We start from the raw sequence: 15,282 nt of genomic DNA on the forward strand, positions 1-15,282 counted from the left end.
AATCCCGGCTGGCTGCTAGCTGGGCCTCAATCCGATCTTCGCCCGGATCAGAGCCTCGATTTCATCGGCCAGCTCGGGGTTGTCCGCGAGCAGCTTCTTGACGTTGTCGGCGCCCTGGCCCAGGCGCGAGTCCTTGTAGCTGTACCAGGAGCCGCTCTTCTGGATGATCTCCAGCTGGGTCCCCAGTTCCACCAGTTCGGACATGCGGCTGATGCCTTCGCCATACATGATGTCGAACGTCGCGATCTTCAGGGGCGGGGCGACCTTGTTCTTCACGACCTTGACCTTGGTCTTCTTGCCCACCACCGAGGAATCCTCGTCCTTGGCCGCCACCAGGGGATCCCCGGTGTTGCCCTTGATGCTCTGGATGCTGCGCACGTCCAGCCGGACCGAGGCGTAGAACTTCAGGGCGTTGCCGCCGCTGGTGGTCTCGGGGTTGCCGAACATCACACCGATCTTCATGCGGATCTGGTTGATGAAGACGACGCAGGTGTTGGTGCGGCTGATGGAGGCGGTCATCTTCCGCAGGGCCTGGCTCATGAGCCGGGCCTGGAGGCCCACCTGCATCTCGCCCATCTCCCCGTCGATCTCGGCCTTGGGCACCAGGGCCGCCACCGAGTCGATGACGATGATGTCCAGGGCGCCGCTGCGCACCAGCTGATCGCAGATCTCCAGGGCCTGCTCGCCGCTGTCGGGCTGGCTGATGAACAGGTTGTCGATGTCCACGCCGAGCTTGCGGGCGTAGTCCGGGTCCAGGGCGTGCTCGGCGTCGATGTAGGCGGCCAGGCCGCCCTTCTTCTGGGCCTGCGCCACCATGTGCAGGGCCAGGGTCGTCTTGCCGCTGGCTTCAGGGCCGTACACCTCCACCACGCGCCCCTTGGGCACGCCGCCCACGCCCAGCGCGGAATCCAGGGAGATGGACCCGGTGGAGATCACGTCGATCCCGTCGATGTTGAGCTGCTCGCCGAGCTTCATGATCGAGCCCTTGCCGAAGGCCCGCTCGATGTCCGCGAGGGTGCGGTTCAAGACCTTGAGGCGGTCGTCCTGATCATTGGCAGTGGCCATGGAAGCTCCGGGGAACGGAAGGGGGGGATTCACGAAGGGGGACGGTCCGGGACCGGCTACCCAAGAATGGGGGCGAAAAGCGAAAAAAACAAGAATTTTTTTCCGGGCCGGCACGCCCGTCCTGGTTTTCAGCGGCCCAACCGATAGTATGGATGGATTCCCTTCCACCCGCCGGAATCGATCCCCGCCATGGAAATGCACCCCCTGCTCGCCCAGCACATGGCGAATCTGGTAGCCTCGGGCGCCCCGCTCCCGGAGGGCCCGGCGTGGACGGCGTTCCTGGAATCGGTGAACGTGGGGCTCACGGCGGGTCCCGCCGCCGCCGAACTGGCGCGGTACCGGTCCCTTGTGGACCACCTCCGGGAGGTGCTCTTCCAGATCGACCGGGACGGCAACTGGTCCTTCCTCAACCCGGCCTGGCGCGCCATCACGGGCTTCTCCGTGGACGAGAGCCTCGGGCAGCCGTTCCTGGGCAACATGCACCCCCTGGACAAGGGCCGGTACCTGAACATGCTCACCTACGCCCTGGAGACCGGCGAGGACACGGTGCGGGGCGAGTTCCAGTTCCGCAAGCGGGAGGGCGCCTACTTCTGGGTGGAGATGTACACCCGCATCACCACCGACGCCGAAGGCGTCGTCATCGGCGTCTCCGGCACCATGAACGACATCACGGAGCGCAAGCTGGCCCAGGCCGCCCTCAACACGCTCACGTCCCGCCTGCGCGCCCTCATCGAGAACATGCAGGGAGCCATCCTCGTGGAGACCGAGCACCGGGGCATCGCGCTCATCAACGAGCCCTTCTGCCGGATGTTCGACATCCCGGTCCCGCCGCACCTCCTTGCCGGCAGCGAGGCCACCGAACTCATGGATCTGGCCCTGGGGGCCTTCCTCTACCCTGAGGACTTCCTGGAGCTGCAGTCCTCCCTCCTGGCCGAACGCAAGGTGACCAGCGGCCTCGAGGTCCCCCTCGCGGACGGCCGGGTGCTTTCCATGGACTTCGTGCCCATCGACGCGGGAGAGGATCTCTTCGGCCACTTCTGGCTCTTCCACGACATCACGGGCCGCAAGCGCTCCGAGGCCCAGCTGGCCCAGGCCGCGCTGGACATGGAGATGAAGAACTGGGAGCTGAGCCAGGCCCGTGACGAGGCGGTGCAGCTGGCCGGGCTCAAGTCGGAATTCCTGGCCAACATGAGCCACGAGATCCGGACGCCGATGAACGGCATCATCGGGATGACGGAACTCATCCTCAACACCGCGCTCTCCGTCGAGCAGATGGACTACGCGACCACCATCCGCACCAGTGCCGCGACCCTCCTGCGCCTGATCAACGACATCCTCGACTTCTCCAAGATCGAGGCCGGGAAGATGGAGCTCGAGCGCATCGGCTTCGATCTCCAGGGCCTGCTGGACGACCTCCTTGCCATCCTGGGCTTCAAGGCCCACGGCAAGGGCGTCGAGCTGGCCACGTGGATCCAGGGGGCGGCGCCCACCAAGCTCCTGGGCGACCCCACGCGGCTCCGGCAGGTGCTCTCCAACCTCACCGACAACGCGCTCAAGTTCACCGCGGACGGCTCGGTCACCATCCACGTCCTCGTCGCCGAGCGCACCGCGTCCTCCGTGCTCCTGCGGTTCGAGGTCCGGGACACCGGCATCGGCATGTCGCCCGAGGTCGCGGGCAAGCTTTTCCAGTCCTTCTACCAGGGAGATTCCAGCACCACGCGCAAGTACGGCGGCACCGGGCTGGGGCTGGCCATCTGCAAGCGCATCGCCGAGCTCATGGAGGGCGCCATCGGCGTCGACAGCGTCCCGGGCGAGGGAAGCGTATTCTGGTTCACCGCGCGGTTCCAGCCCCAGGACGCCCCCCAGGAGACGGGCCTGCCCGACGCCCCCTTCCGGTTCTTCCTGGCCGGGCTCCCTCCCGCCACGGCAGGCGTCCTGGACGCCCAGCTGAAGGCGTGGGGCTACGAGGCCACCGTGGTGGAGCCCAGCCTTGACGGCCTGGCCGTCCTGCGGGAGCGCTGCGCGGCCCTGGACGACAAGACGCTCCTGGTCTTCGGGTCCCAGGGCGGGATCCAGGCCGGCATGATGGAGTTCCTGCAGGCGGTGCATGCGGCCCCGGGCCTGGGCGGGCTCCGGCTCATCATGGCCCATTCGCTCTACGAGCAGGACGAGGCCCGCAAGCCCACCTCGCTGCCCATCACCGAATTCCTGCCCCTGCCCATGCGCAAGTCCCACCTCAAGGCCCTCCTGGAGCGCAGCAAGGACGCCGTGCCCCTGCCGGCGGTCGCCGAGGCCGCGCCCCGGGAGGGGATCCAATCCCAGGCCCGCCTCCTGGTGACCGAGGACAACGCCGTGAACCAGAAGGTGGCCATGGCCATCCTCCGCAAGTTGGGCTATTCGGCGGACCTGGCCAACAATGGGCTGGAGGCCGTGGAGATGGTCCTGGCCCGGGAGTACGACCTGGTCTTCATGGACTGCCAGATGCCGGAGATGGACGGCTTCCAGGCCACCCGAGCCATCCGGGCAAGGGAGGGGGGGGAGCGGCGCACCCCCATCCTCGCCATGACCGCGAACGCCATGCAGGGGGACCGCGAACGGTGCCTGGAAGCCGGCATGGACGACTACATCCCCAAGCCCATCACCATCGTGGACCTCAAGAGCGCGCTCCACCGATGGCTTCCTCCGGCCTGACCCATGACCAATTCCGACCGCACCATCGACAACGCCTACGCCATCCGCATGATGCTGCAGCGCCTCTGCGTGGCCAGCATGAAGGTCTCCCTGGGCTGCCGCGACAAGCGGGGACTGTTCCAGATCCTTTTCCAGGAACCCGGCCGCATCGGCATCCGGCTGGGCCCCAAGGAACTCGAGGAATGGGCCCTGGCGCCCGAGGAGAGCGTCTCCATGACCTTCGACGACCGCGGGTTCCGGTACGAGACCGTGCTCGCGTTCGTCGGCCCATCCGAGCTCGAGGGCGTCCCCTGCGCCGCCTTCACCCTGCCCCGGACCCTGCGCCGGGCCGACGACAACCGGCTGGCCCACTTCGCCCCGGACGTGGCCCCCCTGGTCACCTTCAGCAACAGCAAGAACGCGGTCCTCGACGGCGAGATCCGCGGCTTCGGCAACGACGGCTTCGAACTCGCGCTTAAGGACTCCTCCCAGAAGATCGAGGACGTCCTGAGGATGGGCGAGGAGTCCACCCTGGACCTGGCCCTGGAGGACGGCCTCCTGCTCACCGCCTCCGCCCGGGTCGCCTACTTCGGGGCGAACTTCGTGGGCATGAAGTTCACCGAGCGCGTGGACAAGACCCTCCTGGGCCAGTACCGCACCTGGCTGGACACCCAGCAGCGGATCCAGGCCCAGCGGGACCGGGAGAGCTTCGAGTCGGGCCGGGCCCCGGCCAAGGGCAGCAACCTCCCCCAGGCGCGGCTATGGGTGGACCGCCAGCCCACGATCCTCATCCTCACCGAGCGGGAGGAGTTCGCCCGGCACATGGCCGAGGCCCTGGGCCGCAAGTTCGGCGTGATCAGCCTCGACTACATCACGGGGCCGGTGCGCCCCTTCCTCAAGCCCTTCGGCGGGGACGAGGCCGACTGGGGCCGGGTGAAGCTGATTCTCATCCACAACCATCTCCGGCTTGCCAGTCCCCTGGAACTTTCCAGGCAGGTGGTCGAACAGGAAAAATGCACCCTCCCCATCATCCTCGCCGGGACCGACGAGGACGAGGATCTCAAGCGGAACCGAGCACTGGCCGCGGGCGCCGTGGATTTCCTGCCGGTCGAGCCCTTCAGGATCCTGTCCGTTCTCCGCAAGCTGGACGAAACGCTCAAGTTGTTCGCCTAGGACAACTTGGCAGGGAGTATCCTGGTCCCATCACCAGGAGGACATATGAACTCGAAATTTGTGAAGGCCCTCGGCCCGATCATTCTCTGGCTCGTGCTGCGACTTCTGCCCGTACCGGCGGGCCTGACTCCGGCCGCGTGGCACTTCTTCGCCGTCTTCGCCGCGACGATCCTGGGCCTGATCCTCGAGCCCCTGCCGCCCGCGGCCGTCGGGTTCATCGGCGTCTCCTTCGCCGCCATCATGTGCTACGTCTCGCCGACCCCCGCGGGCTCGGTGGCGTGGGCCCTGGCGGGCTTCTCCGACAAGACGGTCTGGCTCATCTTCGGCGCCTTCATCTTCTCCATCGGGTATGCCAAGAGCGGCCTGGGACGACGCATCGCGCTCCTCCTGGTCAAGCTCCTCGGGCGCCGGACCCTGGGCCTGGGCTACGCCATCATGCTGGCGGACCTGGCGCTCGCACCCGGAACCCCCTCCAACACCGCCCGCAGCGGCGGAACCATCTTCCCCGTCATCAGCAACATCCCCGCCCTGTACGGCTCCGAGCCCGGCCCCACGGCCCGCAAGATCGGCTCCTACATCATGTGGACCGCTTTCGCCTCCACCTGCGTGACCAGTTCCCTGTTCCTCACGTCCCTGGCGCCCAACGTGGCCGCCCTTTCCATTCTGCGTTCCGTGGGCAAGATCGACGTCACCTGGATGAACTGGTTCATGGGCTTCCTCCCCATGGGCGTCCTGCTCCTGATCCTGGTTCCCGTGCTCACCTATTTCATCTACCCCCCCGAAGTGAAGGTGTCCGAGGAGACCCCGGCGTGGGCCGCCGGTGAGCTCAAGAAGATGGGCGCGTTCAAGTTCTCCGAGGGCGCCATGGCCTTCCTGGTGGTCCTCGCGGTCTTCCTGTGGATCGTCGGCTCCAACAAGGACATCCGCCTGCCGCTGCTGGGCTCCAATTTCATCGACGCCACCGCGGTCGTGTTCTTCGTCATCTCGGCCATGATCGTGCTGGCGATCGTTTCCTGGGACGACATCCTGGCCAACAAGGCCGCCTGGAACGTCCTGGTGTGGTTCGCGACCCTCGTGACCATGGCCGACGGCCTGAACAAGGTGGGCTTCGTCACCTGGGTGGCCAAGGCCGTCGCCGCGCACCTGGCGGGCTTCTCCCCGATCCTGGTGATGGGCGCCCTGGTGGCCTTCTTCTTCTTCGTGCACTACCTCTTCGCCAGCCTCACGGCCCACACCGCCGCGGTGCTGCCCGTGGTCCTGGCCTCCGGCCTGGCCATCCCCGGCATGCACGCCAAGGCCTTCGCGCTCCTGCTCTGCTTCTCCCTGGGCATCATGGGCGTGATCACCCCCTACGCCACGGGCCCCGGCCCCGTGTACTACGCCAGCGGCTACATCTCCACCAAGGCCTTCTGGGGCCTGGGACTGTTCTTCGGCCTGCTCTTCATCGCGGTCACCCTCGGCCTGGGCATCCCCTGGCTGACGGTCATCCGCCCCGTGGGTTAAACCCGGCCCGGTTCCCTCCGTATCCTCACCGAACGGAGGGAACCATGCTTCGCCTTGCCCCTGTCGCAGCCTTCATCCTCATCGCCCCGCTGGCGGCCCAGACCGTGATCGTCCAGCCCGCCCCCGGCGTCAAGGCCACGGAGACGCGCACCGTCCCCCTGGCCCCGGGCGCGCCCCTGAAGGTCCGCAACGTCAACGGCCACATCCGGGTCGCCGTCTGGGACCGCGCCGAGGTGGAATTCACCGGCGCGTTCACCCCGGCCAGCGGGAAGGAGCAGGTCAAGGTCGTCCTTGAGCCCAAGGGCGGCGGCCTGGAGATCCGGGGCGAGCACCCGAAGGAGTCCCGCAACGGCCCGGTCTGCGACATGGACCTCAAGGTGCCCCGTTCCGCCCTCGCCTCCCTGGAGACGGTCAACGGCCTGGTGGAACTCAAGGACGTCACCGGCGCGGCCGAGTGCCGGACCGTGAACGGCGAGATCAGCCTCGAGGGCCTCAAGGGCTCCCTCAAGGCGGAGACCGTCAACGGCGGCATCCGGGGCCGGGGCCTTTCCGGCCCGGTCAGCGCCAAGACCGTCAACGGCGGCATCAGGCTTTCCGCCCAGGGCCTCACGGGCCGCCTCAAGGCCACCACCGTCAACGGCGACCTGCGGATCAGGAGCGAGGGCGCCAAGGACGTGCACGTGTCCCGGCGCAGCTTCGAAGCCTCCTTCGGAGACGGGGCCCAGGTCCTCCAGCTCAAGACCGTGAACGGGGACATCACCCTGGATTGATCTACACTGGCCTGAGCTGCTGAGGACAGCCCGACCATGCCGGCATTCCCCCCCCACTTCCAGTTCCAGCTCCAGGAGCTGTTCCGCCTGCGGCGGGACGTGCGCCGCTTCCGCCCGGACCCCGTGCCCGAGGACCTCTTCACCGAGCTGCTGGAGGCCGCCCACCACGCGCCTTCCGTAGGCCTCTCCCAGCCCTGGCGCTTCGTGCGTGTGGACGACCCCGCCCGGCGCGAGGCCGTCATCGCCGAGTTCCAGCGCGCCAACGACGCGGCCTCGGCCCTCTACGACTCCGAACGGGCCCGCCTCTACCGCAGCCTCAAGCTGGCCGGCCTCAAGGAGGCCCCCATCCACCTCCTGGTGTGCGTGGAGACGGACCCCGACTCCGGCCACGGCCTGGGCCGCCAGACCCAGCCCGAGACCCTGCGGGACTCCGCCGTCTGCGCCATCCAGAACCTCTGGCTCACCGCCCGGGCCAAGGGCGTGGGCGTGGGCTGGGTGAGCATCCTGGAACCGGACCGCCTGCGGACGGTCATGGACCTGCCCGCCACCTGGGGCTGGGTCGGCTACCTCTGCATCGGCTGGCCCCTCGAGGAGCCCGAGATCCCCGTGCTGGAGATCGCCGGATGGGACCACCGCAACCCGCTGGCGAAGCACCTTCTGCAGCGGTAGGCCCCGTTCATTTGAGCCGCACCGGGCACCCCGCCACGAAGAGCCAGGCCTCGTCCGCCGCCTTCGCCGTGGCCTGCCCCAGCCAACCGGCCAGGTCCCGGAAGCGCCGCAGCGCGGGATCGGCGGGTACGGGACACCACCCCACCTCGTTGCCCACGACGATGACGGGCCAGGGCAGGCGCGCGAAGGCCTCCAGCTCCCCGTTCCAGGCCTGGAGGATCGCCTCGTCGGAGGCCTCCATGCGGTCCCCCAGCCAGAGCGTGAGGCAGTCCAGCACCACGCCCGAAGGCGGAGGATCGAGGCTCTCCAGGGCGGCGGCGACGTTCCGAGGCGCCTCCAGGGTGCGCCAGCCGGGGCGCTCAGCGCGGTGGCGCGCCACCCGCGCAGCCATCTCCCCGTCGCCGGGTTCGGGGCGGTAGGTGGCCACGAAGACGGTGTCCCCGCCCCAGGCCGCGGCCCGCTCCACCGCCCAGGAACTCTTCCCGCTGCGCACGGGCCCGGTGAGGAAGAGGATCCGTCCCATGGTCAGCCCGCGGGCCGGTTGTGGAAACGCAGCACCCCGCGGCCGGCGGCATACGCGTCCACCCGCGTGAGGCCGTAGGGCTGCCACGACAGGTCCAGGGCGCGGGTCGCGGGCAGGCCGATGTAGTGGGCCAGGATGGCCCGCAAGGGGCCCCCGTGGGCCAGCACCAGGGTCGCCCCGTCCCCGTCCAGGGCCCCCTGGAGCGCCAGGAGGGCCCGGCCCGAGCAGGCCAGGAAACTCTCGCCGCCCGGGGGCACGCCCCGCACCGGGTCCTGGAAGAAGGCCTCCGCTTCGGGTACCTGGTCCCACGGAAGGCCCTCCCAGGCTCCGAAGGACTGCTCCGAGAGGCCCGGCAGCACGAGGCTGGGCAGGCCCAGGTCCAGGGCGTGGTCCCGGGCCCGGCCCAGGTCCGAGGTGAGGACGCGCTGGATGCCCAGGCCGAGCAGTTCCTCCTTCACCCGGGGCCACTGGGCCCGCCCCTCCGGGGTCACGGGCAGGTCCAGGCGCCCCAGGGGCGCCCCCTTCGCCGCGGCCTCCGTGGGCCCATGGCGGAGCAGGTAGAGGGGCATCATCTCGCCACCAGCGCCAGCAGCACCGCCCCCTCCACCAGCTGGTTGCCGGCGCCCAGCAGGTCCCCGCTCTGGCCCCCCAGACGGCGCTTGAGGTAGAGGGCCCAGAGCCCCAGGGCGCCCAGGGCGGCCAGGGCCGCCTTGCCCAGGCCCGGGCAGTTCCGGCAGAGGCCGTTGGCCAGGAGCAGGAGCGCCGTGGCGCCCAGGAAGGGCCCCCACCTCCCTTCGCCCCCCACCTCCTTCGCGAGCCCCGGCGCCACCGGCGGCAGGAGCCCCATGAGCACGCTGATCGACCACCGCCCCCACGCCATGGCGAGGGGAAGGGCCCAGAGGGCCCGCCGGTCCAGGGCCACCAGCGCGCTCCAGCGCACCGCCAGCAGCACCCACAGGGCCATCGCGCCGTAGGCCCCGATGCGGCTGTCCTTCATGATCTCCAGCACGCGCTCCCGGGTCCACCCTCCGCCCAGGCCGTCCATGGCGTCCGTCGCCCCGTCCTCGTGGAACCCCCCGGTGAGCATCAGCCCGAAGCCCACCGCCACGGCAGCCGCGAGCGGAGCCGGCCAGACCCGCAGTCCCAGCACGAACACGCCGGCCGTCGCGGCCCCCACCAGCGCCCCCACGAGGGGAAACCAGCCTACGCCGCGCGCGATGTCCTCGACCCGGGTGGCCCGGCCGGGCACCGGGACCCGGGTCAGGAAGCGGATCGCCGCCACCAGGCTCGCGGTCATGCGCGGCTCACGCCCGCGCTGCCGAAGGTGGCCATCTCGCGCAGCACCGCGCAGGCCGAGCGCAGGATGGGCACGGCCAGCGCGGCTCCGGTGCCTTCGCCCAGGCGCAGGTCCAGGTCCAGCACGGGCTCCTTGCCCAGGTGCTCCAGCAGGTGCCGGGACCCGGGTTCGGCGCTGCGGTGGCTCCACACCAGGAAGTTCCCCAGGCGCGGTTCCAGGGCGAGCGCCACCAGGGCCGCGGCGCCGGCGATGTAGCCGTCCACGATCACCGCCCAGCCCCGCGCGGCCGCGCCGAGCATCGCCCCCGCCATGGCGCCGAACTCGGCGCCGCCCACGTCCGCGAGCACGCCCAGCGGGTCCGAGGGGTCCGGGCGGTGCCGCGCCAGGACGCCGCGGATCACCTCCAGCTTCCTCCCCAGGGCCGCGCCGGCGACGCCGGTGCCGGGCCCCACCGCCTCGGCCGGATCCAGGCCCGTGAAGGCGCACACCAGGAGCGCGGCCACCGAGCTGTTGGCGATGCCCATCTCGCCCACGCCCAGGAGGGCGAAGGGGTGGTCAGGCAGGAGCGCCACCTCGTCCAGGCCGGCCCGGAGCGCGGCCTCCGCCTCGGCCCGCGTCATGGCCGGCCCCGCCAGGGGGTCCCGGGTGCCCCTCAGGATGTTCCGCTGGGCCACGCCGGGAAAAGGGCAGGGGGAGGCAACCCCCGCGTCGATGACCCGGTGGTGGATGCGGTTGGCCCGGCAGAGCGCCGAGATGGCCGCGCCCCCTCCGGCGATGTTGGCCATCATCTGGACCGTCACTTCCTGCGGATAGGCCGAGACCTGGTGGCGCGCGATGCCGTGGTCGCCGCCGAAGGTGAGGATGTAGGCCTCGGGATCGGCCGGGCGCAGCGTCCCCGCGATCCACGCCAGCTGCGTGCCCAGCCCCTCGAGGCGGCCCAGGGCCCCGAGGGGCTTGGTGAGGTCGTCCACGTGGCGCCCGACGGCCTCGCGAAAGGCCGGGTCGAGGGCGGGCAGGGTCGGGAGGCGCATGGGGATCCTTGTCAGGGCAGTTCCAGGGCCAGCCCCTGGGCGGGCGACGCCTTCACGCGGAAGACGGAGCCGATGAGTTCCGGGGTGAGGATGGCCTCGGGGGGCCCGAAGCCCACCATCCGGCCCTGGTCCAGCACCATCACGTCGTCGAAGCGGAAGGCGGTGCGCAGGTCGTGGAGGCTCACCAGGAGGGTCGATCCGGCGTCGGCCAGGTCCCGGCCGAGCCGGAGCACCTCCAGCGCGTGGCGCACGTCCAGGTTCGCCGCGGGTTCGTCCCACAGCTGCAGAGGTGCGCCCGTGGCCATGGCGCGGGCCAGGAAGACCCGCCGCCTCTCCCCCCCGCTCAGCTCGGTGATGGGGCGCGTCTCCAGGTGCCGGATGTCCAGGGCGTCCAGGGCCGCCTCCACCCCGTGGCCGTCGTCACCCCACGCGTGGCGCCCCTGGGCCACCACCTCCCGCACGGGGAACGCGAAGTCCGCGTGGCTCTCCTGGCCCAGCCAGCTCAGCGTCCGCCCCCGTTCCAGGAAGGGGATGCGGGCCAGGTCCCGCCCCTGCCACCGGATCCGCCCGCGGGCCTGGAGGAGGCCCGCCAGCACCTGGAGCAGGGTGGACTTGCCCGCGCCGTTGGGCCCCACAACAGCCACCATGCGGCCCGGAGCCAGGCCCACGGACAGGTCTCTCAGCCGCGTCCCCAGGGTGAGGCCTTCGGCCTCCAGCACGGGCTTCAGCACGGGTTCCTCCGGAGCATCCAGAGGAGGAAGGGCCCGCCGATGAGGGCCGTCATGGCGCCCAGGCGCAGGCCCCCCGGCACGAAGCGGGTGGGCAGGTCGCACAGGAGCACCAGGGCGGCGCCGCCCAGCATGGACAGGGGCAGGAGCCTCCGGTGGTCGGGCCCGAAGGCCAGGCGCAGGAGGTGGGGCACCAGCAGGCCCACGAAGCCCACCACGCCCCCCACGGCGGTGGCCAGGGCCGTGAGGACGGTGGAAAGCGCGATGAGCTGCCAGCGCAGGCGCCGCACGTCCACGCCCAGGCTCTGGGCCGAGGGCTCGCCCAGGCTCAGGAGGTTCATGGGCCGGCCCAGCGGCAGCAGAAGGGCGCAGCACAGCAGGACTCCCGGCAGCCCGATGGCCACGTGCTCCCAGGTGCGGTTCTCGATGCCGCCCATGAGCCAGAAGAGGATCTGCCCGCTCACCTCGAACTTGCCGGCCGACAGCGCCAGGAGGAAGCTGGTGCCCGCCCCGAAGAAGGCGTTGAGGGCCACGCCCGAAAGCAGCAGGTGCTCGGGGCTCGCGCCGCGGCGGGCCAGCACCAGGACCGCGCCGGTGGCCAGGAAGGCCCCGGCGATGGCCGCCAGGGGCACGGTGAGGAAGCTGGCCTGCCAGCCCAGGGCCAGCACCGCCACGGCCCCCAGGGCGCCGCCCGCGCTCACGCCCAGGAGGCCCGGCGAGGCCAGGGGGTTCCGGAAGAAGGCCTGCATGGTCACGCCCGAGGCCGCGAGCCCGGCCCCCACGGCGACGCCCACGAGGGTCCGCGGGAGCCGCAGGTCCCAGAGGATGGTCCGGTCGAGGGCGTCCCCCCGGCCCGCCAGGGCACGCAGGAGCGCCATGGGCCCGAGATTGGAGTCGCCCAGTCCCAGCGACGCCACCACCGCCAGCAGCAGGACCAGCGCGAGGATGGTGCCGGCCCGGCGCCTCACCGGAAACGCTCCGGGTGCAGGGCCCGCGCCAGGAACTCGTAGGCGTCGATGCGGGCCTGGCTGGTGGCCGACATGAGGGGCCCCGGCACCTCGACCAGGTTCCCGCGGCGCAGCGCATCAAGGTATTTGTAAGGGGCCGTCGCCTTGAGACGCTCGGCCATGCGCTCGCCCTTGTCGGTGACCAGGACGTCCACCTTCCACCTCAGCACCTTCTCGCCCGGGGTGGGCTGGTGGCCACGGAGGCCCTGTTCCGCCGCGACGTTCAGAGCCCCCGCGTGGTCGCACAGGTCCTGAAAGGTGGTGCCCGCGCCGGCCGTGAACGGGTAGAGGCCCACGGACAGGACCCGCACCGGCTTGACGCCCTTCAGCCTGCGGTCCAGGTCCGCCACCCGGGCCCTCCACTGCCCGATGAGCTCCTCGGCGCGTTCGCGCCGGTCCAGGGCGGCCCCGATCTTCCGCGCGGAGTCGTAGAGATCCTCCAGCGTCTCGAAGCGGTCCACGACCACCAGGTCCACCTTGGCCCGGCGCAGGATGGTCAGGGTCTCGGGCGCCGTCCACGCGGCCGCCAGCACCAGGCCGGGGCGGAAGTGGAGCACGTCCTCGGCGGTGCCGGTGCGCAGGCAGGGGTACTTCGCGTTGGCGCGCACATCCGGGGTGAAGTCCGGGTCCCGGGCCAGGTGGCTCAGGGCCGCGATCTGGCCCGGCGCCGCCAGGGCCACCAGGAGTTCGTCGGTGCCCACGGTCTGGCTCACGACCCGCACGGGCCCCCCCGCCCAGAGGAGGGCGGGGAGGAGGAGGGCGGACAGGAAGCGGCGCATGTGCAGGAGTGTGTCCAGTAAAGGGGAAGGTTTCTAGAAACGGTAGCGCATCTCGAGGGTCACCGTCGGGGGCTGGGCCGGGAATCCGAAGATCTGCGAGGCGTCGTTCTGGAAGTCCCGCTCCCGGGCCAGCCACTGCGCCACGGTGGTGCGGGGCTGCAGGAGGTGGTCGGCCCGCAGGGAGAGGACCACCCCCGGCCCCAGGGGCAGGGCCGCCTTGAGGCCCAGGTCGTTGAAGTGCTCCTTGAAGGCCGTGGGCAGGCCGTAATCGTAGCGGGGACCGATCCAGGACCACCATCCCTCCAGCCTCAGGTCCCCGAAGGTGCGGTGGCCGTTGAGTCCCAGGGACTGGAACGGCTTCCGGATCACCGCGCCCGAGGAGAAGCGCATGGCGGGGTCGGCGCGCTCGTCCCGGAACTCCTGGTTCCGGTAGAAGCCCTGGAGGCTCCACGCCGCGGTGCGGTAGCCCGCCGTCGCCTGGGCCGACTGGAGCCGCAGGTCTGAACCGTTGCGGTAGATGCCCGAGTAGTAGCCGCCCCAGGACGCGGGAATGAACTGCCCCCCGTTGGCGTCGAAGTAGACCAGGTTCCCGTAGAGGGTGCGGGAGAGCTCCAGCCCCGCCGTCCAGGGGCCCTTCTCGTACGTGAGGCCGGCCTGGGAGGTGAAGCTGCGCTCGTTGTCCAGGGCCTGGCCCTGGTACTGGGCGTTGTAGATGGCCTGGAAGAGCAGGGGATTGGCGAAGGCGGTGCCCGCCGAGGCGTAGGCCCGCAGTCCGCCGCCCAGGAGCCAGTTGACCCCGAGCTTCCAGGTGGCCCGGGAAACCCGGGTTTCCGCCGCGCCGGGGAAGGTCAGCCGGTCGCTCTGGCCGCGGACCGTGGCCACCACCCGCAGGGCGTCGGCGAACTCCGTCTGGTCCTCGAGGAAGACCGCCAGATGCCTGCCCGTGGCCGGGTCCAGGGTGCCCGCGAACCGGGCCGTCTCCTGGTAGGCGTCGAAGCCCGCCTGGAGGGTGGAGGTCCGGGCCACGCGCCAGGTGAGGGCCCCGTTGGCCTGGTCGCGCCGGCTCGTGTACCGCTCCGTGGCCGCGCCGTCCGTGTAGTTGGGCTCCAGCCGGGTCTGCAGCGCCTGCCCCAGGGTCAGCTCCCCCAGGATCGCCGGGGACAGGGTGGAGCGCAGCGTCGCGCTGAGCACCTCGGTGCGGCTGAAGTCCTGCCGGGAGGGGACGTATTGGGACGCGTCCCGGTTGCCGGAACCATAGTCCGCGTAGGAGATGGGAATGGGCACGCCCGCGAAGGCGTTCCGGTAGCTCGCGGTGAGCAGGGTGTCGGCCCCCAGCTGCTGGCCCCCGCCGAAAAACACGCCCGAGGAGCGGAAGGGGTTGTCCGCCGGGGTGGCCCCGTCCTCCTGCTGCGCGCTGACCGAGGCCCGCACCCAGCCCGAGGTCCACCCGTAGGCTGGCGCGAAGAGGCCCTGGCGGATGGCCTGGCTCCCGGCCCCGGCCCGCAGCTGGCCGCTGAAGCCCTCCCGCGCGTGGCCCGCCGAGTACAGCGCCACCACCCCGGCCTGGGCGTCCGAGCCGAAGCGGGTGGAGCAGGGCCCCTGCTGCACTTCGATGCGCTCGATGCCCGCCAGGGAGACCATCGAGAGGTTCACCCCCCCGAAGCCCGTGGCGTCCGAAAGGCGGATGCCGTCCAGCATCACCACCGTGTCCTGGGCCCGGCCCCCGCCCAGGTTCAGGGTGGCCGCGGTGCCCACCCCGCCCGAGGAGAACACCTGGCCCGGCAGGAGCAGCCTCAGCAGGTCGCCCAGATTGTCCGCGCCCCGCGCCTCGATGGCGGCCCTGTCGACCACCAGGACGGGGTTGGGGGTCCGCACCAGCTCCACCGGCGTGGCCTCCGCGGTGACCGTGACCGTGGCCGAGGCCTCGGACCGGGGCGGCGGCGGTTCCACCACCGGGCCTCCGGCCCACAGGCTGGCCCCCACGACCAGCGGGAAAAGGATTCTTGAATTGCCCATTGCATGCTCCGCGCATGAGGCCGGGGAACGATGAAGGCCTCGCCGGATGGG

The 15,282-nt window shown here is 70.8% G+C and carries 14 protein-coding genes; 5 read left to right on the forward strand and 9 right to left on the reverse strand.

All coding sequences use genetic code 11. The features are described from left to right. Nucleotides 1-15: 15 nt before the first annotated feature. On the reverse strand, nt 16-1,065 hold the full coding sequence (gene recA / locus RAH40_RS14220; RefSeq protein WP_306598216.1) for a recombinase RecA: 1,050 nt from the start codon (nt 1,063-1,065) through the stop codon (nt 16-18). A gap of 189 nt (nt 1,066-1,254) precedes the next feature. Here recA and RAH40_RS14225 point away from each other — a divergent pair, with 189 nt between their 5' ends. From RAH40_RS14225 to bluB, 5 genes are read left to right on the forward strand one after another with little or no spacing between them, the layout of a single operon-like run. Continuing rightward, nucleotides 1,255-3,756, forward strand: coding sequence for an ATP-binding protein (locus tag RAH40_RS14225; protein WP_306598217.1), 2,502 nt, complete (start codon nt 1,255-1,257; stop codon nt 3,754-3,756). A 3-nt stretch (nt 3,757-3,759) separates the two neighbouring features. Further along, complete coding sequence (locus tag RAH40_RS14230) at nt 3,760-4,908, forward strand: hypothetical protein (protein WP_306598218.1); 1,149 nt, start codon at nt 3,760-3,762, stop codon at nt 4,906-4,908. Nucleotides 4,909-4,953: 45 nt separating this feature from the next. Next, nucleotides 4,954-6,411 (forward strand): DASS family sodium-coupled anion symporter, encoded by a 1,458-nt coding sequence (locus RAH40_RS14235; protein ID WP_306598219.1) that lies wholly within the window; start codon nt 4,954-4,956, stop codon nt 6,409-6,411. Between the two features lie 44 nt (nt 6,412-6,455). After that, the gene (locus RAH40_RS14240; protein ID WP_306598220.1) at nt 6,456-7,181 is read left to right on the forward strand and encodes a DUF4097 family beta strand repeat-containing protein; all 726 of its coding nucleotides are present in this window, start codon (nt 6,456-6,458) and stop codon (nt 7,179-7,181) included. A 36-nt stretch (nt 7,182-7,217) separates the two neighbouring features. Further along, nucleotides 7,218-7,850 (forward strand): 5,6-dimethylbenzimidazole synthase, encoded by a 633-nt coding sequence (gene bluB, locus RAH40_RS14245; RefSeq protein ID WP_306598221.1) that lies wholly within the window; start codon nt 7,218-7,220, stop codon nt 7,848-7,850. Nucleotides 7,851-7,857: 7 nt separating this feature from the next. Here bluB and RAH40_RS14250 read toward each other — a convergent pair whose 3' ends face one another. From RAH40_RS14250 to RAH40_RS14285, 8 genes are read right to left on the reverse strand one after another with little or no spacing between them, the layout of a single operon-like run. After that, complete coding sequence (locus RAH40_RS14250; protein ID WP_306598222.1) at nt 7,858-8,373, reverse strand: bifunctional adenosylcobinamide kinase/adenosylcobinamide-phosphate guanylyltransferase; 516 nt, start codon at nt 8,371-8,373, stop codon at nt 7,858-7,860. A gap of 2 nt (nt 8,374-8,375) precedes the next feature. Next, on the reverse strand, nt 8,376-8,945 hold the full coding sequence (locus tag RAH40_RS14255; protein ID WP_306598223.1) for a histidine phosphatase family protein: 570 nt from the start codon (nt 8,943-8,945) through the stop codon (nt 8,376-8,378). After that, a complete protein-coding gene (gene cobS, locus RAH40_RS14260; RefSeq protein WP_306598225.1) occupies nt 8,942-9,670 on the reverse strand; it encodes an adenosylcobinamide-GDP ribazoletransferase in 729 nt (242 codons plus the stop codon). The genes RAH40_RS14255 and cobS overlap by 4 nt, the downstream gene beginning before the upstream one ends. Then, a complete protein-coding gene (gene cobT, locus RAH40_RS14265; RefSeq protein WP_306598226.1) occupies nt 9,667-10,701 on the reverse strand; it encodes a nicotinate-nucleotide--dimethylbenzimidazole phosphoribosyltransferase in 1,035 nt (344 codons plus the stop codon). Before cobT ends, cobS begins: the two co-directional genes overlap by 4 nt. Before the next feature lie 11 nt (nt 10,702-10,712). After that, the gene (locus tag RAH40_RS14270) at nt 10,713-11,432 is read right to left on the reverse strand and encodes an ABC transporter ATP-binding protein (protein WP_306598227.1); all 720 of its coding nucleotides are present in this window, start codon (nt 11,430-11,432) and stop codon (nt 10,713-10,715) included. Next, nucleotides 11,426-12,397 carry an iron ABC transporter permease gene (locus tag RAH40_RS14275; protein ID WP_306598228.1) on the reverse strand — a complete coding sequence of 324 codons (972 nt, stop codon included), beginning with the start codon at nt 12,395-12,397 and terminating at the stop codon, nt 11,426-11,428. Before RAH40_RS14275 ends, RAH40_RS14270 begins: the two co-directional genes overlap by 7 nt. Further along, nucleotides 12,394-13,215: an ABC transporter substrate-binding protein gene (locus RAH40_RS14280; RefSeq protein WP_306598229.1), complete on the reverse strand. Its 822-nt coding sequence runs from the start codon at nt 13,213-13,215 to the stop codon at nt 12,394-12,396. Before RAH40_RS14280 ends, RAH40_RS14275 begins: the two co-directional genes overlap by 4 nt. A 33-nt stretch (nt 13,216-13,248) precedes the next feature. Continuing rightward, a complete protein-coding gene (locus tag RAH40_RS14285) occupies nt 13,249-15,231 on the reverse strand; it encodes a TonB-dependent siderophore receptor (RefSeq protein WP_306598230.1) in 1,983 nt (660 codons plus the stop codon). Nucleotides 15,232-15,282: the final 51 nt, after the last annotated feature.

The sequence above is a fragment of the Geothrix sp. 21YS21S-2 genome (assembly GCF_030846775.1).
GTDB lineage: Bacteria > Acidobacteriota > Holophagae > Holophagales > Holophagaceae > Mesoterricola.